22 protein-coding genes and 1 pseudogene are annotated in these 21,857 nt (G+C 56.6%); 3 read left to right on the forward strand and 20 right to left on the reverse strand.

Annotation, left to right across the window (positions count from 1 at the left end):
* Positions 1 to 5: 5 nt before the first annotated feature.
* Positions 6 to 1,346 (reverse strand): NAD(P)/FAD-dependent oxidoreductase, encoded by a 1,341-nt coding sequence (locus KI613_RS14765; RefSeq protein WP_226400772.1) that lies wholly within the window; start codon positions 1,344 to 1,346, stop codon positions 6 to 8.
* Positions 1,347 to 1,454: 108 nt separating this feature from the next.
* On the opposite strand from KI613_RS14765, the gene KI613_RS14770 reads away from it, so the two are divergent.
* Positions 1,455 to 2,360 (forward strand): MerR family transcriptional regulator, encoded by a 906-nt coding sequence (locus KI613_RS14770; RefSeq protein ID WP_226400774.1) that lies wholly within the window; start codon positions 1,455 to 1,457, stop codon positions 2,358 to 2,360.
* A gap of 90 nt (positions 2,361 to 2,450) precedes the next feature.
* Here KI613_RS14770 and KI613_RS14775 read toward each other — a convergent pair whose 3' ends face one another.
* The 7 genes from KI613_RS14775 to KI613_RS14805 all read right to left on the reverse strand — a co-directional run bounded on the left by KI613_RS14775 (position 2,451) and on the right by KI613_RS14805 (position 8,710).
* The gene (locus KI613_RS14775) at positions 2,451 to 3,398 is read right to left on the reverse strand and encodes an alpha-E domain-containing protein (protein ID WP_226400776.1); all 948 of its coding nucleotides are present in this window, start codon (positions 3,396 to 3,398) and stop codon (positions 2,451 to 2,453) included.
* A gap of 3 nt (positions 3,399 to 3,401) precedes the next feature.
* Positions 3,402 to 4,814 carry a circularly permuted type 2 ATP-grasp protein gene (locus KI613_RS14780; protein WP_226400778.1) on the reverse strand — a complete coding sequence of 471 codons (1,413 nt, stop codon included), beginning with the start codon at positions 4,812 to 4,814 and terminating at the stop codon, positions 3,402 to 3,404.
* Between the two features lie 203 nt (positions 4,815 to 5,017).
* A complete protein-coding gene (locus KI613_RS14785) occupies positions 5,018 to 6,199 on the reverse strand; it encodes an acetyl-CoA C-acyltransferase family protein (RefSeq protein ID WP_226400780.1) in 1,182 nt (393 codons plus the stop codon).
* Positions 6,200 to 6,221: 22 nt separating this feature from the next.
* Positions 6,222 to 7,145 (reverse strand): CobD/CbiB family protein, encoded by a 924-nt coding sequence (locus KI613_RS14790; RefSeq protein ID WP_226400782.1) that lies wholly within the window; start codon positions 7,143 to 7,145, stop codon positions 6,222 to 6,224.
* Between the two features lie 64 nt (positions 7,146 to 7,209).
* The gene (locus KI613_RS14795; protein ID WP_226400784.1) at positions 7,210 to 7,806 is read right to left on the reverse strand and encodes a CoA pyrophosphatase; all 597 of its coding nucleotides are present in this window, start codon (positions 7,804 to 7,806) and stop codon (positions 7,210 to 7,212) included.
* Positions 7,803 to 8,060: a hypothetical protein gene (locus tag KI613_RS14800; RefSeq protein WP_226400788.1), complete on the reverse strand. Its 258-nt coding sequence runs from the start codon at positions 8,058 to 8,060 to the stop codon at positions 7,803 to 7,805. The genes KI613_RS14795 and KI613_RS14800 overlap by 4 nt, the downstream gene beginning before the upstream one ends.
* Before the next feature lie 11 nt (positions 8,061 to 8,071).
* Positions 8,072 to 8,710: a retropepsin-like aspartic protease family protein gene (locus KI613_RS14805; protein WP_226400789.1), complete on the reverse strand. Its 639-nt coding sequence runs from the start codon at positions 8,708 to 8,710 to the stop codon at positions 8,072 to 8,074.
* Between the two features lie 22 nt (positions 8,711 to 8,732).
* Here KI613_RS14805 and KI613_RS14810 point away from each other — a divergent pair, with 22 nt between their 5' ends.
* Entirely contained in the window at positions 8,733 to 9,446 is a 714-nt protein-coding gene (locus KI613_RS14810) for a type 1 glutamine amidotransferase (RefSeq protein WP_226400790.1), read from the forward strand.
* 101 nt (positions 9,447 to 9,547) lie between these two features.
* Here KI613_RS14810 and KI613_RS14815 read toward each other — a convergent pair whose 3' ends face one another.
* The 6 genes and pseudogenes from KI613_RS14815 to KI613_RS14840 form a co-directional block, all read right to left on the reverse strand.
* A complete protein-coding gene (locus KI613_RS14815; RefSeq protein WP_226400792.1) occupies positions 9,548 to 10,042 on the reverse strand; it encodes a YajQ family cyclic di-GMP-binding protein in 495 nt (164 codons plus the stop codon).
* Between the two features lie 5 nt (positions 10,043 to 10,047).
* Positions 10,048 to 10,365, reverse strand: coding sequence for a pyrimidine/purine nucleoside phosphorylase (ppnP, locus tag KI613_RS14820; RefSeq protein ID WP_226400793.1), 318 nt, complete (start codon positions 10,363 to 10,365; stop codon positions 10,048 to 10,050).
* Positions 10,366 to 10,590, reverse strand: coding sequence for a DUF2788 domain-containing protein (locus KI613_RS14825; RefSeq protein ID WP_226400794.1), 225 nt, complete (start codon positions 10,588 to 10,590; stop codon positions 10,366 to 10,368).
* Positions 10,591 to 10,881: 291 nt separating this feature from the next.
* Positions 10,882 to 12,105, reverse strand: a pseudogene (locus tag KI613_RS14830) (argininosuccinate synthase); the annotation flags it as partial.
* 32 nt (positions 12,106 to 12,137) lie between these two features.
* A complete protein-coding gene (argF, locus tag KI613_RS14835) occupies positions 12,138 to 13,058 on the reverse strand; it encodes an ornithine carbamoyltransferase (protein ID WP_226400795.1) in 921 nt (306 codons plus the stop codon).
* Positions 13,059 to 13,061: 3 nt separating this feature from the next.
* On the reverse strand, positions 13,062 to 14,234 hold the full coding sequence (locus KI613_RS14840; RefSeq protein WP_226405762.1) for an aspartate aminotransferase family protein: 1,173 nt from the start codon (positions 14,232 to 14,234) through the stop codon (positions 13,062 to 13,064).
* Between the two features lie 243 nt (positions 14,235 to 14,477).
* Here KI613_RS14840 and KI613_RS14845 point away from each other — a divergent pair, with 243 nt between their 5' ends.
* Positions 14,478 to 14,771, forward strand: coding sequence for a DUF3579 domain-containing protein (locus KI613_RS14845; protein WP_226400796.1), 294 nt, complete (start codon positions 14,478 to 14,480; stop codon positions 14,769 to 14,771).
* A gap of 75 nt (positions 14,772 to 14,846) precedes the next feature.
* Here KI613_RS14845 and rpsT read toward each other — a convergent pair whose 3' ends face one another.
* From rpsT to KI613_RS14875, 6 genes are all read right to left on the reverse strand, one after another.
* Complete coding sequence (gene rpsT, locus KI613_RS14850; RefSeq protein WP_011288763.1) at positions 14,847 to 15,116, reverse strand: 30S ribosomal protein S20; 270 nt, start codon at positions 15,114 to 15,116, stop codon at positions 14,847 to 14,849.
* Positions 15,117 to 15,227: 111 nt separating this feature from the next.
* Complete coding sequence (locus tag KI613_RS14855) at positions 15,228 to 15,725, reverse strand: hypothetical protein (RefSeq protein WP_226400797.1); 498 nt, start codon at positions 15,723 to 15,725, stop codon at positions 15,228 to 15,230.
* 164 nt (positions 15,726 to 15,889) lie between these two features.
* Positions 15,890 to 19,669, reverse strand: coding sequence for a pilus assembly protein (locus KI613_RS14860; protein ID WP_226400798.1), 3,780 nt, complete (start codon positions 19,667 to 19,669; stop codon positions 15,890 to 15,892).
* A 25-nt stretch (positions 19,670 to 19,694) separates the two neighbouring features.
* Complete coding sequence (locus tag KI613_RS14865; protein WP_226400799.1) at positions 19,695 to 20,363, reverse strand: hypothetical protein; 669 nt, start codon at positions 20,361 to 20,363, stop codon at positions 19,695 to 19,697.
* Entirely contained in the window at positions 20,351 to 21,394 is a 1,044-nt protein-coding gene (locus KI613_RS14870) for a PilW family protein (RefSeq protein WP_226400801.1), read from the reverse strand. Before KI613_RS14870 ends, KI613_RS14865 begins: the two co-directional genes overlap by 13 nt.
* A 1-nt stretch (position 21,395) precedes the next feature.
* The gene (locus tag KI613_RS14875) at positions 21,396 to 21,854 is read right to left on the reverse strand and encodes a type IV pilus modification PilV family protein (RefSeq protein WP_226400803.1); all 459 of its coding nucleotides are present in this window, start codon (positions 21,852 to 21,854) and stop codon (positions 21,396 to 21,398) included.
* Positions 21,855 to 21,857 lie beyond the last annotated feature (3 nt).

The raw sequence follows: 21,857 nt of genomic DNA on the forward strand, positions 1-21,857 counted from the left end.
TCGGCTCAGACCGTTTCCAACTCGGGCTTGACGGTGACCGCATCGACTTGCCACGGCGCCATGACACCCAGGCCATTAACGACGCGCAGCGCCGATTTCAGGCCATCTTCGTGGAAGCCATAGCTACCCCAGGCGCCGGCCAGCCAGATGCCGTTTTCACCCTGGACATCGGCCAGCCGCTGCTGGGCGGCGATGGCCGGGGCGTCGAAAATGGGGTGGGCGTAGTCGAACTCGGCCAGCACCGAGGTCGGGTCCGGCTCGCGCGCCGGGTTGAGGGTGACGACGACCGGTGTATCGAATGGCAGGGGTTGTAGCCTGTTGATCAGGTAGGAAACGCCGACCGGCTGCTCGCCGGGCTCGCCGCTACCGGCAAAGTAGTTCCACGCCGACCACAGCTTCTCATCGCGCGGCAGCAGGGCGCGGTCGGTGTGCAAAATCGCCCGGTTGGGCTGGTAGCGGATCGCCGAGAGCACGTCGCGCTGGCCGTCGGTGGCCGTGAAGCCGAGGATGGCCTGAGCCTGATCGCTGTGGCAGGCCATCACAACTTGATCGAAAGTATCGCAGCCGGCGGCGTGCGTCACCTTGAGCCAACCACCTTCGCGGCAGACAGCGCTGACCGGACAGGCCAGCCGGATTTCCCCGCCATTGGTGATGAGTCGCGTGGCGATTTTCCGCACATAAGCGCGACCGCCGCCGACCACCGTCCGCCACATCGGCCGGTCGAAAACCTGCAGCAGACCGTGGTTCTGACAAAAGCGAATGAAGGTGGCCAGCGGCATGTCGCGCATCTGCCCGGTCGGGCAGGACCAGATGGCAGCCGCCATCGGCAGCAGATACCAGTCGGCAAAAGCACTCGAATAGCCGCCATCGCTCAGAAATTCCCGCAGACTGAGTTCGTTATCCGGATGCGTCGCCAGCCAGGCCGTGCTTTCGCGATTGAAACGCAGGATATCGGTCAGCATCGACCAGAACTGCGGGCGGAACAGATTGCGCCTTTGCCCGAAAACCGTCGCCAGATTGCTGCCGGCCCATTCGAGATCGGGGTTTTCCAGACTGACCGCGAAGGACATCTCGGTTTCGACGCTGTCGACCCCGAGCAACTCGAACATCGCGATCAGATTGGGATAGGTCTTGTCATTGAAAACCAGGAATCCCGTATCAACCGGATGCGTCTTGCCTTCCAAAGTCACGTCCACCGTATTGGTATGGCCACCCAGATAGGCGCCGGCTTCAAACAGTGTCACGTCAAAATCGCGGCTCAACAGCCAGGCGCTGGCCAGCCCGGAAATGCCGGCGCCGACAACCGCAATCCGTTTTCTTGATGTCCTGTTTGATGTTGAAAACACGCTTAGCTCCTTACTTGTTTTGTCCTAGACAAACAGGACGTTTGTTCGTAAGATAGCCAGCAAAGAATGACTTGTCAACGGTTTGTCTAACATTTGTTCAGGACAAATATGAATGCCGCTACTTTTAATATTGCCGCCGTCGAGCGCGACACCGGGCTCTCCAAGGATGTCCTGCGCATGTGGGAACGCCGCTACGGCTTTCCCGTGCCGAGCCGCGACAGCAATGGGGAACGCTGCTATCCGGCCGAGCAGGTGGATCGCCTGCGCCAGATAAAACGCCTGATGGATCTCGGACACCGGCCCGGCAAGCTGATCGCCACGCCACCGGAGGAACTGGGGGCACTGACCTCGCGCCGGTCAAAATCCGCGACAACGAATGCTGCCGTCGACGATGGCGATTTGGGCGAACTCCTCGCCCTGATCAAACAGCACGATGCCGCCGCCTATCAACAGGCCATGCAGCAGCGTCTGGCCCGGCAGGGCTTGCAGCGTTTTGTCCAGGACACTGTCGCGCCGCTAACGCGGCAGGTCGGCGAAAAATGGGAGGACGGCAGCTTCGAGGTTTTTGAGGAACACCTCTATACCGAGCTGACCAAGCGCCTGTTGCGCCAGGCCATCGCCACGCTGCCCGGCGGCCCGCGCGGACCGCGCGTGCTGCTCACCAGCGTGCCGGATGAACAGCACGTGCTCGGCCTGTTGATGGTCGAAGCCTTGTTCGCGCTGGAAGGCGCCGAGTGCATTCCGCTCGGCACGCAAATGCCGCTGCTCGAAATCGGCCGCGCCGCTGAGGCCCATCAGGCAGACATCGTTGCACTCTCCTTCTCGCTTGCCTTCCCGCAACGGCAGATTCCCGGCCTGCTCCAACAATTGCGCCTGGTCCTGCCGGAGAAGACGGTGCTGTGGGCGGGTGGCGGCGGCGTCACGCGCGTCACTAGGACAGGCGATGCCGAGCTGATCACGACGCTTGACGATGCGCTTGAGGCGCTGGCCACCTGGCGCCTGCAACACACTTGAAAACAAGCCTCAAAAGCACTTCGGCGCCGGAGTGAACGGCGCCGAAGCTTGTTGTGGAATGCCTCGGGATCGCTCCGAGGCGACGACCGCTTAGGCCGCCTCTTCCATCGGCACCAGGAAATCCTTGCTGATGCCGTTGCCGAGCATATAGATACGATCCATGAAATCGCTGAGCCATTCGTGCAGGCCATGCTCGAGCACGTCCTCGATTCGCCCGTAACGCAGATGGGCATGCAGCATGCCGGCCTGGCGCTGGGTTTCGCCCGAATTACTGTTGGCAACCAGATCGATATTCTTGACGACGCTGTTCAGGCAGAACTGCAGCGAACGCGGCATGTCCGGATTGAAGATGAGCAACTCGGCGACCCGTTCGGGCGTAATGACATCGCGGTAAACCTTGCGATAGACCTCGAAAGCCGAGACGGAACGGAGAAGCGCGCCCCATTCGTAGAAATCGGTCGCCCCTTCGTCGCCCTGCGGACGCAGCACGTGGTATTTGACGTCGAGGATGCGTGCCGTGTTGTCGGCGCGTTCAAGCAAGGTGCCGAGGCGGATGAAATGGTAGGCCTCATCCTGCAGCAGGGTGCCCAGCGTCGTACCGCGCGACAGCGACGAACGCATCTTGACCCACTCGAAGTAGTCGCCAATGCCGGCATTGAAGAGTTGATCGAAGGTCTTTTCACGCGCTTCGAGCCAGGTGGCGTTAAGCGTTTCCCACATTTCCGTGGTTAGCGTTCCGCGCACGGCGTGGGCGTTTTCACGCGCCATGCGCAGGCAGCTATGGATCGACGCAAAGTTGTCTGGATCGCTGACCATGAATTTCAGGACATTTTCCCCGTTGACCGTGGAATATTTCTTTGCATAGGCCTCTTCGAGGCTGTTCAAGGCAATGATGGCGGCCCAACTCTGATTGACCGCATCCAGCGATTGCGGCACCAAGGACATTTGCCAGGTGACATCCAGGAGGCGGGCAAGGTTCTCGGCGCGCTCGATGTAGCGCGACATCCAGAACAGGTGATCGGCAGTTCGACTCAGCATGACTTAATCCTCCAGAACCCAGGTATCTTTGGTGCCGCCGCCCTGCGACGAATTGACGACGAGCGATCCCTTGGTCAGCGCGACACGGGTCAGGCCGCCCGGCACCATGTCCACACACTTGCCCGAGGACAGCACGAAGGGCCGCAGATCGAGGTGGCGCGGTGCGATGCCTTCTTCGACAAAGGTCGGACAATTCGACAGGGCCAGCGTCGGCTGGGCGATGTAACCATCCGGCTTGGCGATCAGCAACTGGCGGAAGTGTTCGATCTGCTCCCTGGTCGACGCCGGGCCGACCAACATGCCGTAACCGCCGGCGCCATGGACTTCCTTGACGACCAGTTTGGCCAGATTTTCAAGCACGTATTTGAGATCGTCCGGCTTGCGGCACATGTAGGTTGGCACGTTGTTGAGCGTCGGCTCCTCGCCGAGGTAGAAGCGGATCATGTCCGGGACGTACGGGTAGATCGACTTGTCGTCGGCAACGCCGGTGCCGATGGCATTGGACAGCGTGACGTTGCCGGCCTGGTAGGCCTTCAAAATGCCCGGCACGCCGAGCGACGAATCGGCGCGGAACGCAAGCGGATCCATGTAGTCGTCGTCGAGACGGCGGTAAATCACATCGACGCGCTGCGGCCCCTGCGTCGTGCGCATGTAGACCACCTCGTCCTTGACGAAGAGATCACGGCCTTCAACCAGCTCGACGCCCATCTGCTGAGCCAGGAAAGTGTGTTCGAAATAGGCGCTGTTGTAGGCGCCCGGGGTCAGCACGACGACGGTCGGGTTCGACACGCCCTTCGGGGCCACGGCGCGCAGCTTTTCGAGCAGCATGTCCGGGTAGTGCTGGACCGGTGCCACCTTGTGTTTGGCAAACAGTTCAGGAAAGAGGCGCATCATCATCTTGCGGTCTTCGAGCATGTACGAGACGCCGGACGGCACGCGCAGATTGTCCTCAAGGACGTAGAACTCGCCCTCGCCGGCGCGGACGATATCGACGCCAGCGATGTGGGCGTAGATATTGCCCGGCAAATCGACGCCCATCATTTCCGGGCGGAACTGGGCGTTGTTGAGCACCTGCTCGGCCGGAATCTTCCCAGCCTTGAGAATTTCCTGATCGTGATAGACGTCATGCAGAAACATATTGAGCGCCTTGACACGCTGGCGCAACCCGGAGCGCAGGGATTTCCATTCGGCCGATGGAATAACGCGGGGAATGATGTCGAACGGAATCAGGCGCTCCTTCCCCGCTTCCTCGCCATAAACGGCAAAGGTGATGCCGACCCGGTGAAAGGCCAGATCGGCCTCGGCCCGCTTGCGGGCGATTCGCTCGGGCGGCGTCGCCTTGAGCCATGAATCGTAACCCTGATAGTGAGCTCGGACGCCACCGTTGGCGTCCATCATTTCGTTGTAGAAATTCATATTGGACTCGTCGCTGAGGATGCTCTCAACACTAATTCAGCAGGTTCCATGCCACGGAACAAAAGCGCACGAAATCAGTTAATTACAATTTCATAGCACGAGGGCGCGCCCCAATATAGTGCGGGGCAATTTCAATCTGGTGCAAATAAAAAACCCACCGGATTGCTCCGGTGGGTTTCTGTACAGCTGAAACGCCGAAGCGGTCAGGCGCGTTCGAAGATGACTGCAATACCTTGACCACCACCGATACACATGGTGACCAGTGCGTACTTGCCACCGATACGCTCCAGTTCGTAGAGCGCCTTGGTGGCGATGAAGGCACCGGAACAGCCGACCGGATGACCGAGGGCGATGGCGCCGCCGTTCGGGTTGGTCTTGGCCGGATCAAGGCCAAGCACCTTGGCAACCGACAGGGCCTGGGCAGCAAAGGCTTCGTTGGATTCGATGACATCCATCTGGTCCAGGGTCAGGCCAGCCTTCTTGAGGGCCAGCTTGGTAGCCGGGATCGGACCTTCACCCATGATGTCGTTCGGCACGCCGGCAACGGCATAGCCAGCGATGCGGGCACGGGCCTTCTGGCCATTCTTGGCAGCGACATCAGCCGCAGCCAGCACGAAGAAGGCAGCGCCGTCGTTGATGCCGGAAGCATTACCGGCAGTGACGGTACCGTCCTTCTTGAAGGCCGGCTTCATCTTGGCCAGCGATTCCATGGTCGTACCACGCTTGAGGTGCTCGTCGGTATCGAACACGACATCGCCCTTGCGGGTCTGCTTGACGATAGGAACGATCTGCGACTTGAAGTAGCCGGCATCGATGGCAGCAGCAGCGCGGCGCTGCGATTCGACAGCGAAGGCATCCTGATCTTCGCGGGTGAAGCCATGCTTGGTCGCCAGGTTTTCAGCCGTGATGCCCATGTGGCCAACGCCGAACGGGTCGGTCAGCACGGCAACCATGGAGTCGATGGCCTTGGTGTCACCCATGCGGGCGCCGGAACGCAGCGACGGCATCAGGTAAGCAGCCTTAGACATGACTTCAACGCCGCCACCGATACCGTAGTCGGCATCGTTCAGCATGATGTTCTGGGCGGTGGTGACAATGCCTTGCAGACCGGAGGCGCACAGGCGGCTCACTTGCATGGCGACGGAATCCATCGACAGACCAGCCTGAATCGAGGCAACGCGGGAAACGTAAGCGTAGCGGGAATCAGTCGGCATCGTGGTGCCGACGGTAACGTAATTGATGGCTTGCGGATCAACACCGGAGCGGGCAATCGCTTCCTTCATGACAATGCCGGCGAGTTCCGTGCTTTCAAAATCAGCCAGGGAACCACCAAAAGCGCCGATGGGGGAACGAACTGCGCTTAGAACGACGACATCTCTGCTCATGTAAATCTCCTGTAAGAATTATTCAGCCCACCAAGGTGGCAAGCCCTAACAAAAACAGCAACAACATCCACAACACAGTAGCTCGCCAGACGAGGCCGACGGCACTCTGCATGAAATCCACATCGGCCGGATCACCCAGCCCCAGTTCGGCCCGATCGGACACCTCGACGCCATCGGCCACCGGCCGGCCCAACTGGACACCCAGCGCACCAGCACCGGCGGCGAGGACGATGCCAAGGTCGCGGTCCGGCCATTGCGCCGGCTGGGTACGCCAGCAATAAACCGCGTCCTCGAAGTCACCGACAATGGCGAATGCGGCAGCCGTAGTCCGGGAGGGCAACCAGTCGATCATACCGAAAACCAGCCGCGAGAATGCGGAAAAATTGGTTTGCTCGGCCATGTTTTTGGCATTCCAGCGGTCGCGAACAATGGCCGACAGGCGGTAGAGCAAGGCACCGCAAGGACCGGGCAGCAAAACGAACCAGAGCACGACGGCGAAGACGTGGCGATGCGAGGCAGCCAGCGCGCCCTCGATGGAGAGACGGGTGATATCTTCAGAGCCAAGGCCGTAGGTCGAAATGCCTTGCCACTCGGCAAGCAACTGGCGAGCCCGCTCAAGGTCGCCGAGGCGCAGGGCCAACTGAATTTCCGTGTAGTGATGGCTGAACTGGCGGAAGCCCATGGTCAGGTAAAGCACGCCAACGTTGAGTGCCCAGCCTAGCAGCGGGTTCAGTGAATAGAGCAGGCCGTAGGCGACGGCAAGCAGCGCCACCGGCAGCAGGACAGCCAGGCACCAGGCCAGCACGCCGTGCCGATAGGCGCCGGCATTGAAGCGGGATTCGATGAAATCAGCCCATGCGCCGAGAGGCTCGGCGACTATGCGGCGATAATCAAGAGGTTGCAGTTGCTCGAGGAGGAAAACTGCGATGAGCGAGAGAAGACTCATGGGGTGCCGATGATTGCCGTATTCGGCTTATTTTCATGTAGTAAAGTGCCACGATACCACAAGCTCAAGTACTGTGGAGAAGGCCAAGACGCTCGCTCAGCGAACGGATCATGCCGGCAGTGGCGCCCCAGATGAAATAGTCGCCGTAGGGCATGGCAAAGTAATTGCGCAGCGCACCGCGGTAATGCAACGAATGCTGTTGATGATTGGCCGGATCGAGCAGGAAGGCGAGCGGCACTTCGAAGACCTCGGCTACCTCGAACGGGTCGGGCCGCAAGTCGAACGGGGGCAGGACCAACGCGACAACGGGTGTGACGCGAAAGCCCGTTCCGGTCCTGTATTCAGGCAGGAAGCCGAGAATTTCGATGCGTTCGCGTGGCAGACCGATTTCTTCCTCGGTTTCACGCAAGGCGGTGTGCGATGGCGAAAGATCCTCGGCCTCGACCCGCCCACCGGGAAAGCTGATCTGCCCGGCATGATCCCGGAGATGCGCCGTCCGCTGCGTAAGCAGCACCGTCTGCCCGCCGTCGCGCAGAACGATCGGAAACAACACCGCGGCCGGGATTAGCGACTGGTCATCGACACCATCTTCCTGGACAAAATGCCCACTCAGCGGTTCGGATAACAGGCTGGCGCGCAAGCGCTCCAGATCAAGCGTCATGCGGCCTTGGAATCTTCCTCGATTTCAGCGTTGACCGCAGACAGCGCATCCTGAAGGGTTTCTTCGGAAAGGTCGTTGATGGTAGTTGCGACCAGATCGGCCGACTCGATCGCACCGACCGGCAAGCGCTTGCTGTCCATGCTGGCAATCATCACTGCCGATGCGCCGGCCACACGCAACAGCGCCTGCCGTTCGCCCATGAGCATTTCCAGTTCATCACGTAACAAGGCTATTTCCTGATCTTTTTGGGGCATTTTTCTCTCTCCTAGAATCTTTTTTTCAGTGTCATGGTACTGCCATCGCGCAGCATTTCCATGCGGTTCAGAAAACTCATGCCGAGCAGGGCGATCGGCATTTCAGTCGGTAACACTACCGCCTCCACGTTATGCAGGGTAACGCCGCCAATTCTGACCGTATCCAACGGTATGCGCGTGACGACCACAGTTCCGTTCGCCGTGCTCGTCAGGCCACGCTGCCCCTGCCGGAGGTCCAGACCGATGCGCCGGGCATCGTTCGGGCCAAGTGCAATCGAGGTAGCTCCCGTATCGACGACGAAGCGCACAGAGGTGCCATTGACCGTCCCAGTTGCGTAAAAATGGCCTTGAACGTCGGCCGTCATAACGATCTTGTCCGATCCGTCGCCACCGGAAACGCCGATAGCATGCTGGCCGACGCGCAGGGGGCGTTTTTTGCCGCCAATCTCGACAATCACCTGATCATCCTGAACGGAGAGCAGCTTGACCCCATCGACCGTCTTGCCAACCGGTACCGTCTGCGGCTCGCCGCCGTTGATCATGAGCATTGCCTTGCTGCCCATGATTCCGGCCAACCCGACATCCTGTGCCATTCCTGCAGCCGGCAGCAGCAACGCCAACAGCGCAAGCAGCGTAAAATGACGCTTCACTTTTCCGAATTCCAACGCTGCCATGCACCCTGTCGCCATCTTTCGCCACTCCCCCACTGAAGGTCCGGGCTATTTTGCCATATTCCTTGAACAGCAAGGCATTCCATGGAAGCTGATTGCCCTCGACGAAGGGGCCGCAGTGCCAGCAACCATCGATGGTTTTTCGGGTCTTTGTTTCATGGGCGGTCCGATGAGCGTCAACGATCCGCTGCCGTGGATCGAACCTGTCTGCGCACTGATTCGCGAAGCCGCGGGAAAAAATGTGCCAGTCATTGGCCATTGCCTCGGCGGACAATTGATGAGCAAGGCGCTCGGTGGTCAGGTCACGCGCAATCCCGTCAAGGAGATCGGCTGGAGCGGTGCACATGGCGAGGACAATGCCATCGCCCGCCACTGGCTGGGTGATTTCGCCGGCAAGAGCGGCACGGTTTTCCAGTGGCACGGCGAGACATTCAGCATCCCGACCGGCGCCACCCGCTTGCTGGCCAATGGCTATTGCGCCAACCAGATGTTCGTGCTCGGTCCGCACCTCGGCATGCAATGCCACGTCGAAATGACGCCGGAAATGATTGCCACGTGGTGCGAGCAGTGGGCCGACGAGGCGATTGCCGTCGCCGACCTGCCCAGCGCGCAAACGCCGGACGCCATGCTGGCTGAAATTCCGGCAAAGCTGCCCGTCATGCGCCAGCTCTCGGAACGGCTTTACTCGGTGTGGATCAAGGGTCTGGCCCGCTAAATCCGCCCAAGAAAAAACCGGGCTGCTCGCACAGCCCGGTTTCATTTTTGCCCGTTTTTTACGGTAGACCGTAGCAAGCCCGGTTGACCGTGGAAGCGTGCTTAGTCCCGGAAATTGCCGTACTTGATCGGAAAGTCGGTAATCGACTTGGTAATCAGCGCGATGCAGCCCTGCAGGTCGTCCCGCTTGGCGCCCGTGACACGCACGGTTTCGCCCTGAATCGCGGCCTGGACCTTGAGTTTGCCATCCTTGACCAGCTTGACGATCTTCTTGGCAAGATCGCTGTCGATCCCGTCCTTGATCTTCATTTCCTGCTTCACCTTGTTGCCAGAGACACTGACGATTTTCTGGTGATCAAGACGCTTGACACTTTCCTTCTCCTTCTTTTCCATGGCCGGGAAAAGCAGGTCCTTGATCTGGTCAAGCTGGAAGTCCGAATCGCCCCACAGGGTAATGACCTTGTCCTTCTCGTTGAGCTCGACCTTGGCGGTGGTGCCCTTGAAGTCGTAGCGATTGTCGATCTGACGCGAGGTGACGTCGATGGCGTTCTTCAACGCCACCATGTCCGCTTCGGAGGTGAAGTCAAAGCTCGGCATGATGATTACCCAAAGTGACAAATGTAGTGATAGGACTCGCCGTCAGCCACCGAAATTTCGAAGCTGGAGTTGCCCGGCACGTTGAAAGACTGGCCATCGCCATAGGTCTTCCACTCGCTCTCGCCCTTGAGCTTGACGCGGCACGAACCGCCGACGCCTTCCATGATTTCCGGCGCGCCAGTATTGAAGGTCAGGCTGGACGGCAGGATCACGCCCACCGTTTTCTTCGTGCCATCGGCCAGCACCACGGTGTGGCTGACGCACTTGCCGTCGAAATAAACATTGGCCTTTTTGACCACGGAAACGTTGTCGTATTGCGACATTTACATACCCCAGATTTTCTGAATGACTGATTTGGCGATGAAGCCGACCATGCCGAATGCCAGCACGAAGAAAAGCACAAAGGTGCCCGTCTTGCCAGCCTTCGACTTGTAGGCGATCTCGCCAATGATGAATAACATGAAGAGGATGAAGGCGCCAACACCCCAGGTCGAGAAGAAATCTGCGATCTGTTCTTCGTTCAGCCCGAATACGGTGCCCCCATCCATCGATTAACCCTTCTTCTTCGCAGCCGGCTTCTTGGCCGCTGGCTTGACTGGTGCCTTAACAGCCTTGGCGACCACTGCCTTGGCAGCTACCGGCTTGACCAGCGGCTTGGCAGCCGTCTTGACCACGGGCTTCGCGGCAGGTTTTGCTACAACCTTCTTGGCAACAGGCTTGGCAGCCGGTTTAACGGCGGTCTTTGCTGACGATTTGACAGCAGCCTTTGCAGTAGGTTTAGCCGCCGGCTTCGCCGTCTCAACTTTCTTGGCAGCAGCTTTCTTCACCGGCTTGCCCGCCTTCTTCGCAGCCAGATTGGCAGCGATGCGCATGCGCAAGGCATTGAGCTTGATGAAACCACCCGCATCACGCTGATCGTAGGCACCAGCATCGTCCTCGAAGGTGGCGATGGTCGAATCGAACAGCGAATCGGTTGCCGAATCACGACCGACGACGATAACGTTACCCTTGTACAGCTTCAGGCGAACCACGCCATTGACGCTGCCTTGCGTGTGGTCTATCAGCACCTGTAGCGCCTTGCGCTCCGGACTCCACCAGTAGCCGTTGTACACCAGGCTGGCGTAGCGCGGCATCAGGTCGTCCTTGAGGTGGGCGACTTCGCGGTCGAGCGTCACTGATTCGATGGCGCGGTGGGCGCGCAACAGGATCGTTCCGCCTGGGGTTTCGTAGCAGCCACGCGATTTCATGCCAACGTAACGGTTCTCGACTAGGTCAAGACGGCCAATACCGTGCTTGCCGCCGATTTCATTCAGCGTACCCAGCACTTCGTGCGCCTTCATCTTCTTGCCGTTGATGGCGACGACATCACCCTTGGCAAACTCGAGGTCAAGGTACTCTGCCTTGCTCGGAGCCTTTTCCGGCGACACAGTCCACCGCCACATCGACTCCTCGGCTTCGGCCGCCGGGTTTTCGAGATGGCGACCTTCGTAGGAAATGTGCAGCAGGTTGGCGTCCATCGAATACGGCGAGCCGCCCTTCTTGTGCTTCATGTCGATTTCGATGCCATGCTTCTCGGCATAGGCCATCAGCTTCTCACGCGACATCAGATCCCACTCGCGCCACGGTGCAATGACCTTGATACCCGGCTTCAGCGCATAGGCACCGAGCTCGAAACGCACCTGGTCGTTACCCTTGCCGGTCGCGCCATGACAGATTGCATCGGCACCGGTTTCATTGACGATCTCGATCAGACGCTTGGCGATGAGCGGACGGGCGATCGAGGTACCGAGCAGGTACTCGCCTTCATAGACAGTATTGGCGCGGAACATCGGGAAGACGAAGTCGCGGACAAACTCCTCGCGCACGTCGTCGATATAAATGTTCTTCGGCTTGATGCCGGCCTTCAACGCCTTGACGCGCGCCGGCTCCAGCTCCTCACCCTGGCCGAGGTCAGCGGTGAAGGTGACGACTTCACACTTGTACACATCCTGCAACCACTTGAGGATGACCGAGGTATCCAGACCACCCGAATAGGCCAGCACAACCTTCTTGATGTCGCTCATTTCCGTTCCCTTGTATCGATTAACCGCGCCGCTCAGCCTTGAATCCGGCCCAACAGCAAATATTCCATCAACGCCTTCTGCACATGCAGACGGTTCTCTGCCTCATCCCAAACCACTGATTGCGGCCCGTCGATCACCTCGGCGGTGACCTCCTCGCCGCGATGCGCAGGCAGGCAGTGCATGAACAATGCGTCCTTGCCGGCAACGCGCATCATGTCACCATCGACGCACCAGTCAGCAAAAGCCTTGATCCGTTCTTCGTTTTCAGCCTCGAAGCCCATCGACGTCCAGACGTCAGTGGTCACCAGATCGGCGCCCCGACAGGCATCCATCGGGTCAGCAAAGACCTTGAAACGCGCCGGATCAATCTTGCCGACCAGATCAGCATTGATTTCGTAACCCGGCGGCGTGGACACATGGACCTTGAAATCGAGGACCTCGGCAGCCTGCAACCAGGTATTGCACATATTGTTGGCATCGCCAACCCAGGCGACAGTCTTGCCCTGAATGCAGCCGCGATGCTCGATGAAGGTATAGATGTCAGCCAGGATCTGGCAGGGGTGATATTCGTTGGTCAGCCCATTGATTACCGGCACACGGGAGTTGGCGGCAAATCGCTCGATGATGTCCTGCTCGAAGGTGCGGATCATCACGATGTCGCTCATCCGCGAAATGACCTGCGCTGCATCCTCGACCGGCTCGCCACGGCCCAGTTGCGAATCACGTGTATTCAGGTAGATAGCTGAGCCACCCAACTGCTGCATGCCCGCCTCGAAGGACAGTCGCGTCCGCGTACTGGCCTTCTCGAAAATCATCACCAGCGTCCGGTCGGAAAGTGGCCAGTACTTCTGGTAAGACTTGAACTGGTTCTTGATCCAGCGCGTCCGCTCGAAAACAGTCTCAAGTTCGTCGCGCGTGAAATCCTTGAACTGCAGAAAGTGTTTGATCGCCATGATTTAGGCCGCCAAAAAATCCTTGATGAGAGGGGCGCACCGGTCAACCAGTTCCCGGGCATCATTTTCACTAAAAATCAGTGGCGGCAGGAAGCGAATAACCTTGTCGGCCGTCACGTTGATCAACAGCCCCGCAGCCAATGCCTTACCGACCAGTTCTCCACAAGGACGGTCGAGTTCGATGCCGATCATCAAGCCATGGCCTCGAATCTCAACAAGCCCAGCCGTACCGGCAAGCGCCTCGGCCATCAACGAGCGAATCAATGCGCCGATACGTTCGGCGTTAGCCATCAAACCTTCCGCTTCGATAGTTTCAATCGTCGTCAGTGCGGCAGTGGAAACCAGCGGATTGCCGCCAAAAGTTGAACCGTGATTTCCCGGACCGAACAGGCCGGCCGCCTTGCCACCAGCCATACAGGCACCAATCGGCACCCCGGAACCCAACCCCTTGGCCAGCGTCGCAATATCAGGCTGAATGCCGGCATGCTGATAACCGAACCACTTCCCGGTGCGCGCCATGCCGCACTGCACTTCGTCACAGATCAGCAACCAGCCATGCTCGTCGCACAACTGGCGCAACGCCTTCTGATATTCAGGTGAAGCCAGGTGAATACCCCCCTCACCCTGAATAATTTCCAGCATGACCGCAACAATATTTTGGTTATGCTCGGCAACCGCCTTGATCGCCGCCAAATCATCATAGGGAACGCGAACAAAACCCGAAACCAGCGGCTCGAAACCAGCCTGCGCCTTGCGATTACCCGTTGCCGAAAGGGTCGCCATCGTCCGCCCATGGAAAGCCTTTTCCATGACGATCACGGTTGGATTCTCAATTCCCTTTTTGTGGCCATAGAAGCGAGCCAGTTTGATCGCTGCCTCATTGGCTTCGGCGCCGGAGTTGGAGAAAAAAATCTCCTGCATACCGGAAATCTCCGCGAGCTTGTCGGCCAGCAACTCCTGCTCGCGAATTCGATAAAGATTGGACGTGTGCAACATGCGCCCAGCCTGCTCGGCAATAGCCGACACCAGCTTGGGATGTGCATGACCGAGCGTGGAAACGGCAATCCCGGACAACGCATCCAGGTATTCCTTGCCCTCGGTATCTGTAATCCGGCAACCCTGGCCATGACTGAAAGCCACTGGCAACCGGGCATAGGTATTCATGACATGCGACATGAGGCAACCCCAAAAAACGAAAACGGCGGTCATCGCCGCCGGAATGATCGCCACTCAACGGGCGAGCACCCCGCAAGAGCAACAGAGGCCTGAATTTTAGGTCAAAAGCAAGACCTTGTATAGAACGGCAAAAACACCCGCACACGCCAGCCCGGCGGCCATGCGCCATAATTATGGAAAGGCTTCGGGCTTCTGCTAGAATTCGCCAACGCAAGGTCGCATCGCCCAACGCAGACTAGAACAATGACAACTACAGACTCGACCACATTCATCATTGTTGGCCTCACCAAGCAAGGCAAAAAATTTCGTCCCAGTGACTGGGCAGAACGCCTGTGTGGCGTCATGTCCGCCTTCGGCGCCGAACGCAAGATGAAATACTCACCCTACGTTGGCCCGGGAGACTACAACGGCGAAAAAGCCGTCTTCGTCGACGGTCGCCTCGGCGAAATAGAACCGATGGCCTACCGCTTCATGCTCAACTTCGCCCAAGACAACGACCTGCAGATCATTGACGGCGTTTGCTCGCTGGAAAAATAAAGCGACCAACCGAAACGAAACCACAAAAACAAAAAGGCGCCCAAAGGCGCCATTTTTGTTTGAGCCTCTAACCGATCAGGCAGCAGCAAGTGCCTTGATCTGAGCAGACAGACGGCTCTTGGTGCGGGAAGCCTTGTTCTTGTGAACAATCTTCTTGTCCGCGATGCGATCGAGAACCGCAACGGATTGCTGGAAGACGCCTTGAGCGGCGGCTTTATCACCAGCTTCGATCGCCTGACGAACACGCTTGATCGCGGTACGCAGGGTCGAACGCAGGCTGGCGTTATGGGAACGCTGCCCGTCAGCTTGACGGGCGCGCTTGCGTGCTTGTGCGCTGTTTGCCATAGGAGGAATCTCTACAAGTCAGTAAAACCATAGATTATCTTACAAAAATAACGCCACAGCAAGCAATTATTCCTGATCTCAACTCAAAGAACCACCACTACGCAATTGGCACTATAAAAGCTCTTTTTTACTAACGACCTCAGGAACATCTTCAGGCTGCTGAACAGGTAAAAATTCAAATTCAACCTCAATTCGCTTCATGGACTTGACAGCCCGACCATTGAGCAATGCAGGTCGAAAGGCTGCTGCCAAGAAGGTGTCTCGAGCCACCGTCTCCATGATCGGCGACAGCGTATGCCCATCCGGAACAACATCCCTAACAATTCCCAATTCATCGATAAATATTGTAAACACGGCACTCTTAACCCCCATTACCGGGAGACCAGGAGGCCACGGGATTTGTATATCAGTTAGGGGCTGAGCAGAAACAGAAAGACGCTCATTGGTCAAAAACTCATCAGACCCTGGCACCGCCCCTCGCTCACCGTGCTGCTCTCTGGGGGACGGTTTCTGGGTCGCTTCAGGCTGATCAAGGATATTTGAGACATGGGCCTCATCATCCTTCACCAAGGAAATTTCTGGCGCCTGACGAGTGTCCAGAAAGACCATCAGATGATCACCCCGGGCAGCAGCCGCAGGCCATTTGGATGTCGGTAGTAACCATGTATTTCCCCAGCAATACCCTAGTGCAAAACCATGCACAAGAATCGATGCTGCGAACGCTACTGTCAGCCTACCCCGCCCGCTCATGGCGGGGCTGAACAAAGACATGGTTAGTCGATAAGCTCTCGCCACGATGTCCGACGTGAAGACGCTCCAGCAGAACCACCACCAGGGCCAGCAGACTTCGGCGTTGTGACGCCGCTGCTATCCTTGACAAGAACCTTGGCTGAACCATCCGAAGTAGTTACGACCGTCAAGCCAACAATCAAATACTGATTGCTAAATGCCTCTCCAGTTCCAGAGCCGCTCAGTAAATTGATCGTATAGAGGCGAGATGCGCCACCCGATACGCAAGCATCTCCGTTTGGCAAGGCCGATCCGGCAAAAAGGGTATTTCCAGCCAAGGCCAGAGGAGTAACGATCCGCTCCCCCGAAGTAGGCAAATCAAACCACCACCCGTTTTTGGCCGTCCAGTCTACTGAATTCGTCGACGAACCCACCGTCGCCCCATCAGCTGCAACCGTATATGTCTGCTGAACCATGGTCGAATTGGTGCGTATATCGCCCCACCCCGAGTTGGTTAGCGTTTCCTTGAATGCTGCCACTGTCTGCGTGGTCGTATCGGTAATATCCCCAGTCCCCATATAACGCCCTGTACCTACGATAACGACCGGGTTGCCATTCACCTCTTTCAATCTGGGTGGAATGGTAATCGGCTGCGCCGTTCCCGTACCTGTGGCGAAGCTTGCCAGCAATTGCGCCGACTGATGCGGAAGCACGAGGTTATCGATGTCAAAGCGCCAGAGGTTGCCCAACAGGTCACCCCCGTAATAACGCAACGCAGTATTGTTCGAACTATCGGCAATCCACGCGTTGATCTTGGCCAAACCACTAGGACTTCCAGAAGAACCGGCACCCGTCGAGATATCGAGCAACAAACTGCCGGAACCCGCATCGACCACAAACAGATGCCCTTGCCCATCGCCAGTCGTATTGTTGTAACCAGAGGTAAGTGCGACAACCCACGTACCATCTGCCCGTTTGGCAATGATCGGATTTCCGTAACTTAGACCCAAATTAGTATCAGTAAACTCCCAGAGCAAGACGGGGCTTTCCGGCGCAGTGATATCAAGCGCGTAATATCCTTTGCCCCCGCCGTTCAACCCCCCGACAAGAATTGTCTTCCACGCACCGCCGACATAGACATCACCGATGACAGGGGTGCCATCGACAAAATAGGTATGTCGCGATCCATAGGAACTATCTGCCAATTTGTAGAGATTGGACATCACAGCCGACGGAATGAATGCCCAAGCCTCTTTTCCTGCATTGACACCGGATGCATAAAACGCATGCAACATGCCATCGTTCGCACCAACATAAATCATATGGGTTCGCGACGCGCTATCAGACTTGAATGCCGCGTAACCTGTATCCGTGTAGCCAAACAGCGGAGGCCCCACATAAACAGGCGTACTGGAAACGATATCGCCCAGCACATGACTGCGCGAACGATATAGCGAGCCTTCCTTGGTGCGATCGCCCCGCAGGAAGTCCACCAGATTCGTACCATCGTTTGCCAAACCCAGATTTGTCGTATTCAAACTCGAACATTGTGATGCGACCACTGTCTTGCTGCACAAACCATCAAAATAGCTCTTTTGCCCAGCCGTGAGATTGCCATATGCAAAACTGGTCAATGTCCCGCTCTTGTTGAAATATATCTGGCGACTGGCAGCACTGGTCACGTCAAGCAAGGCCTGCGCCGACCATTCGGACGTTGAGGAAATGACAGCTGTCGCCGCATCAATCTGGAAAGACTTTACGTCACCAACCCAGCTCGATGTCGTATAGCTCGCCTGATAAACATAGTTGTTCGCCCCCGCCACCAACTCCAGGGTATTGGTACTGGCAGCGGAAGCTGCGCCGGCCTTTTCCTGAATTGAAGTCACGACACCATTGATCGCATTCTTCAGCTCGTCGGCATTAAGCGCCGAGTAGTATTGACCACGCCCATCAACTGCCGCATGCCACAGGTCGTCAATATTGACGGCACCAGCACCGTCATACGGGACCGGCCAAGTAGCAGCACCGCTTGTCAGGTCTTTATATGCTCCCGAGGTCTGCGTCAGGTAATTTTTGTCGTAAACCAAGGTACCACTGACCCCCAAACCGATGGTGTAAGTAGTCATATGTTGCCAAGTCGCGGCATCCCGGTCAGCCCCCTTCAGGCTGTTCTCACATACATCGCGACTGGTCCCGGAGGTAGTCGACGTACAGTTCCCCAAGGCGCTCGTGCGCAAATCGGTGGTGTAATAATACTCAGCAACGTCAGCCAAAGAGTTCGTACTTCCTCCGACAATCCCATCGGTAAAAGTCACACTACTGTAAGTTGTTGAGTTGGCTAGTGCGGCAGCAGTAGAGCCATTTACGACATAACTCCCGGACTCACAACTTGTGCTTGTAGTTCCGTTAACCCAGGTTGTTCCGGAGTCAGTTGACGTTTGTGGAGTAACCGCAACGGAATACGTTGTGGCACTGCATCCACGACGACCTAAACGACCGATGCTATACTGAGTCCGCCCCTGAATGGTTCCAGCCGTAGCCCCATCGTGCATGGGGCGAACCTCCGAAGCATCCTGATTGCCCACCAAGGTAGTTCCATCGAACTTGAGAGGTGCATAGCTAGACGTTTCGATATTGGCGTTCCAATAACCGTCCGTTGACAGAATGGCGTAGTTACGCTGACAGGAATACTCCATTGGATCATAGGTCTGACCGGATATTTTCTTGGCAAAATATCGTCCAACCTTGCTCAACGAGGCACGTAATGGCGTCCAGTCGCTTGCCGACTCTGCGTAAAGACTACTGTAGAAATTTGATTTCTGTGTTGTATCGAACATCTTTACATCACGGAAATTATTCGTACCATCGGAAATCCCGGTATCCCTGATCGAGGTAAACCCGATTCTGTAGCCAGTGTCCAACGGCGAAAAAGCTCTACCTACTGCGGTGCGCATCAAGAGAATACGTTTGCGGTAATAGGTGTACCAGTTCGCATAATTAGTGGCATCGGCAGAGGCTGCACTAACTTTGACCAGACTAAATACACTACTCGCCCCACCGGTCGAAGCCGTGCATTCCGAATAGAACGTTGTCGATGTATCAAGGCTCCCAGCTGAGCCTGTATATTTCCAGCTCATCGCAGGCTGGCTACCGGTGTAGACGAAATAATGCGCAAATTTCCATGACGAACTGGATGTGGAACCAGACGCCGAAGAGACATTGAGCACCAAAGTACCTGCCGAGCCAGTCGATCTGCTCCAGGAGGTGACAGTGCCTGTAACTTTACGAGAGCTACCCGACGTAAGAGTGATCGTTTCTCCGACCACGAAGGTATTCGCCGTCAGGTAAATCGTAGAAGAATTGATGTTAAAGGTCAGGCTTCCAACAGCCGGCATTACATTAGAAGACAGCCCCAAGATGGTACTGCCAGCCCTGGCAAGATCTGTTGTCGAACTTCCAGAAACATAACCATCATCCGGAGCCGCATCAAAACTGGAATCGGCATACTGAGTGCCTGTTGAGTCGAGCGGGGGCTTATAGGTGTAGTTCGGGTTATAGGCCAAACCATTGCACTGCGAAGCCCTGAAACCGTACAACCCGCTGTCCCACATGTCATCCGGCATGTAGTCGCCATCCATACTCCCCGAGCTGTCTAGGATGAACATAATGTTCGGTTTGGCCGTTATGTTGTCTTTTGTTATCAACGGCTCATTGGCGATATCAGTACTGGCAGCATCAACCAACATAGAAGCCAGCAAGCCTGTCGAGCAAACCGCAACAAACCGAAGCATGGCCATCAGGCGGGGGGATTTGAGCGATGTCATAACAACTCCAATTTGAGGGTATCCCTCAGAAATGCACAATAGTCTCGGTATAGCTGGTCGTATTCCTGGCACCTGAAACACGGACGACAATGCGGACGTAGGGCAAAACAGTGCTCTTGCTGACACCAGTCCCGGCGCTGTAATCACGCACTTCATTTGTGCCAGAAGTAGTCGACGCCTTTAGCGGACGAGCGCAATTTATGCCGGCACTTAGTGAAGAACCAGTCGTATCGCAGAGCCTGAAAGCGACGTAGCTTGCTGTATTGCCATTGATCTTCCCGGCAAGCGTAACCGGCTGCAACGCACAACTTGCATAGCTTCCGGAAATTTGCTCGCCACAGTAAGTATTAGTCCATTTCACCAATTTTCTTGTATTGGAAGCAAGTTGCGCCCCTGTCACATCTACCAATTCATCGGTACTCGCGTAGTAGCCGATGTCAGCCAAATCATCATCCAACCCAGCAGAATTGCCATTAACCTTGGAATAAAGTGTTGCAATGACTTGGCGTGTCGCCTGATCTGCAGCCGCTGTCGCCTCTTGCTGGAAACTCAGATTGCCCGCTACCGTAGAGCTCATACTGACTGAACGCATAAGTCCAATACTTGCAATGGCCAAGGCTGCCAGGGCGAGCATGGCATATAACAGTGACAAGCCACGTTGGTGCTTGCCAGAACGGAGGCTCAGGAGTTCCACAGCATATTCCTCAAAGGAATGAGGGTGTCATACACCTTGTATCGATAATGCTTCCAGTTCGTCAGGTTATCCACTTTGATCTGAACGCATTTTCCGCCGCTGCCACTGGCACAAGTGACTGCTCCAGATACCGCAATCGCCGCACCGACATCCCACTCAGGGAGACTTGAAGTGACCTCTTCCCTCTCGTATTCCATGCTACGAGAAACAAGTGCAATCCGAACTGCAATCACTTGCTGCCAACCGGCTGCAGTATTTGGCGTCGTGGTATCGTAGGTATCAATAACTTTGTCCCCGTTCGTATCCTTGCCGTACAAGGCTTGCAGATTGACAATTTCAGGGGCAATATCCTGCGCAGCTCCACCGAACTCAGTCATCTGCAATACGTTTTGCGCATTGACAGCATAGGATCTTGATCGGAGAGTGCTCCCCAAGTTCAAGATATAGCTATTCGCGTCATACCCAGCGGTCGGAGCATTGGCACTAAAGTCTGCATGATCTACCGTCGTCGCTGTGACTGCTGTCGCCTTAAACAAAGTGCACCCCTGAGCACCGCTCCACACCTCAGGAACCGCCACAAGGTAATCGTTTACAGAAACTGAAAACGACCCCTTGACCACAAAAGAAGTTCCGGCTTGCAGATGCACTTCCGTTACATCCAGAGGCACTGCGGCACCACGCCGACTACTAGAGAAGACACCAAGGACATCCGGTGCACCGCTGGCACCATCTGTGATAACAATGGGTGCCAGCGGCATGTTCACAGCGCTACTGCCGTAGCTGCCTTTGACCGTGCAACCCAAAGCAGCCGGATTGCTCCCCAATCCATACCCAGCCTGCCTCAACTCCCGCTGAATAGCATGAAGACTCACCGAGCCGCTCACTTGGGCATCGCCACCGGAGACTGCCGCTCGCCTTTGTCCTTCTGCCAATGACAGTACCTGCGTGATCGCCAGTGTCGTCAACAAGCCGATAAACAGGCCGACCATCAGTTCGATGAGCAACAAGCCTCGTTGATATTTAGCGCTCATGTTAGGCATCCGTTTTAACGATGCTTGTTGCCGTCACGTACTGATGCGCATCCCCACCCGGCATTGTCCAACTCACCGTGATGGAGACATCACCAGTAGCAGCATTGACGATGACAGTTGACGAGCCTGAAGGTAAATTAACGGCGACCTTGTTTGACCAATCTGCGCACTTCGCGTAACCATTGCAACTCCCGCTGGCATACTGAGAAAGATTTGGGATATCTACCCACATCTCGCCAATCAACTGACTCGCCAGATAGGCTGCATCTGCCCGAATTTTCGAACTCGTCTGCTCTCTGGTCATCGCCGCCTGAACGCCCACCAGCCCTAGTATCCCCAAGGCAAAAACCATAATGGCAACCATTGCCTCCAGAATGGCGAAACCCTGCTGCAATCGGCTCGAAATCCGAGACAAATATTGTTTGGGTGCATGAGTTGAAATTTGCGAGTGCGAAAACATAAT

The sequence above is a fragment of the Ferribacterium limneticum genome, assembly GCF_020510585.1.
Lineage (GTDB): Bacteria > Pseudomonadota > Gammaproteobacteria > Burkholderiales > Rhodocyclaceae > Azonexus.

Coding starts and splice junctions, on each gene's coding strand:
- KI613_RS14770 (WP_226400774.1), top strand. CDS start 1,455: ATGAATGCCGCTACTTTTAATATTGCCGCCGTCGAGCGCGACACCGGG.
- KI613_RS14775 (WP_226400776.1), bottom strand. CDS start 3,398: ATGCTGAGTCGAACTGCCGATCACCTGTTCTGGATGTCGCGCTACATC.
- KI613_RS14780 (WP_226400778.1), bottom strand. CDS start 4,814: ATGAATTTCTACAACGAAATGATGGACGCCAACGGTGGCGTCCGAGCT.
- KI613_RS14785 (WP_226400780.1), bottom strand. CDS start 6,199: ATGAGCAGAGATGTCGTCGTTCTAAGCGCAGTTCGTTCCCCCATCGGC.
- KI613_RS14790 (WP_226400782.1), bottom strand. CDS start 7,145: ATGAGTCTTCTCTCGCTCATCGCAGTTTTCCTCCTCGAGCAACTGCAA.
- KI613_RS14795 (WP_226400784.1), bottom strand. CDS start 7,806: ATGACGCTTGATCTGGAGCGCTTGCGCGCCAGCCTGTTATCCGAACCG.
- KI613_RS14800 (WP_226400788.1), bottom strand. CDS start 8,060: ATGCCCCAAAAAGATCAGGAAATAGCCTTGTTACGTGATGAACTGGAA.
- KI613_RS14810 (WP_226400790.1), top strand. CDS start 8,733: ATGCACCCTGTCGCCATCTTTCGCCACTCCCCCACTGAAGGTCCGGGC.
- KI613_RS14815 (WP_226400792.1), bottom strand. CDS start 10,042: ATGCCGAGCTTTGACTTCACCTCCGAAGCGGACATGGTGGCGTTGAAG.
- ppnP (WP_226400793.1), bottom strand. CDS start 10,365: ATGTCGCAATACGACAACGTTTCCGTGGTCAAAAAGGCCAATGTTTAT.
- KI613_RS14825 (WP_226400794.1), bottom strand. CDS start 10,590: ATGGATGGGGGCACCGTATTCGGGCTGAACGAAGAACAGATCGCAGAT.
- argF (WP_226400795.1), bottom strand. CDS start 13,058: ATGGCGATCAAACACTTTCTGCAGTTCAAGGATTTCACGCGCGACGAA.
- KI613_RS14840 (WP_226405762.1), bottom strand. CDS start 14,234: ATGTCGCATGTCATGAATACCTATGCCCGGTTGCCAGTGGCTTTCAGT.
- KI613_RS14845 (WP_226400796.1), top strand. CDS start 14,478: ATGACAACTACAGACTCGACCACATTCATCATTGTTGGCCTCACCAAG.
- rpsT (WP_011288763.1), bottom strand. CDS start 15,116: ATGGCAAACAGCGCACAAGCACGCAAGCGCGCCCGTCAAGCTGACGGG.
- KI613_RS14855 (WP_226400797.1), bottom strand. CDS start 15,725: ATGGTCTTTCTGGACACTCGTCAGGCGCCAGAAATTTCCTTGGTGAAG.
- KI613_RS14860 (WP_226400798.1), bottom strand. CDS start 19,669: ATGACATCGCTCAAATCCCCCCGCCTGATGGCCATGCTTCGGTTTGTT.
- KI613_RS14870 (WP_226400801.1), bottom strand. CDS start 21,394: ATGAGCGCTAAATATCAACGAGGCTTGTTGCTCATCGAACTGATGGTC.
- KI613_RS14875 (WP_226400803.1), bottom strand. CDS start 21,854: ATGTTTTCGCACTCGCAAATTTCAACTCATGCACCCAAACAATATTTG.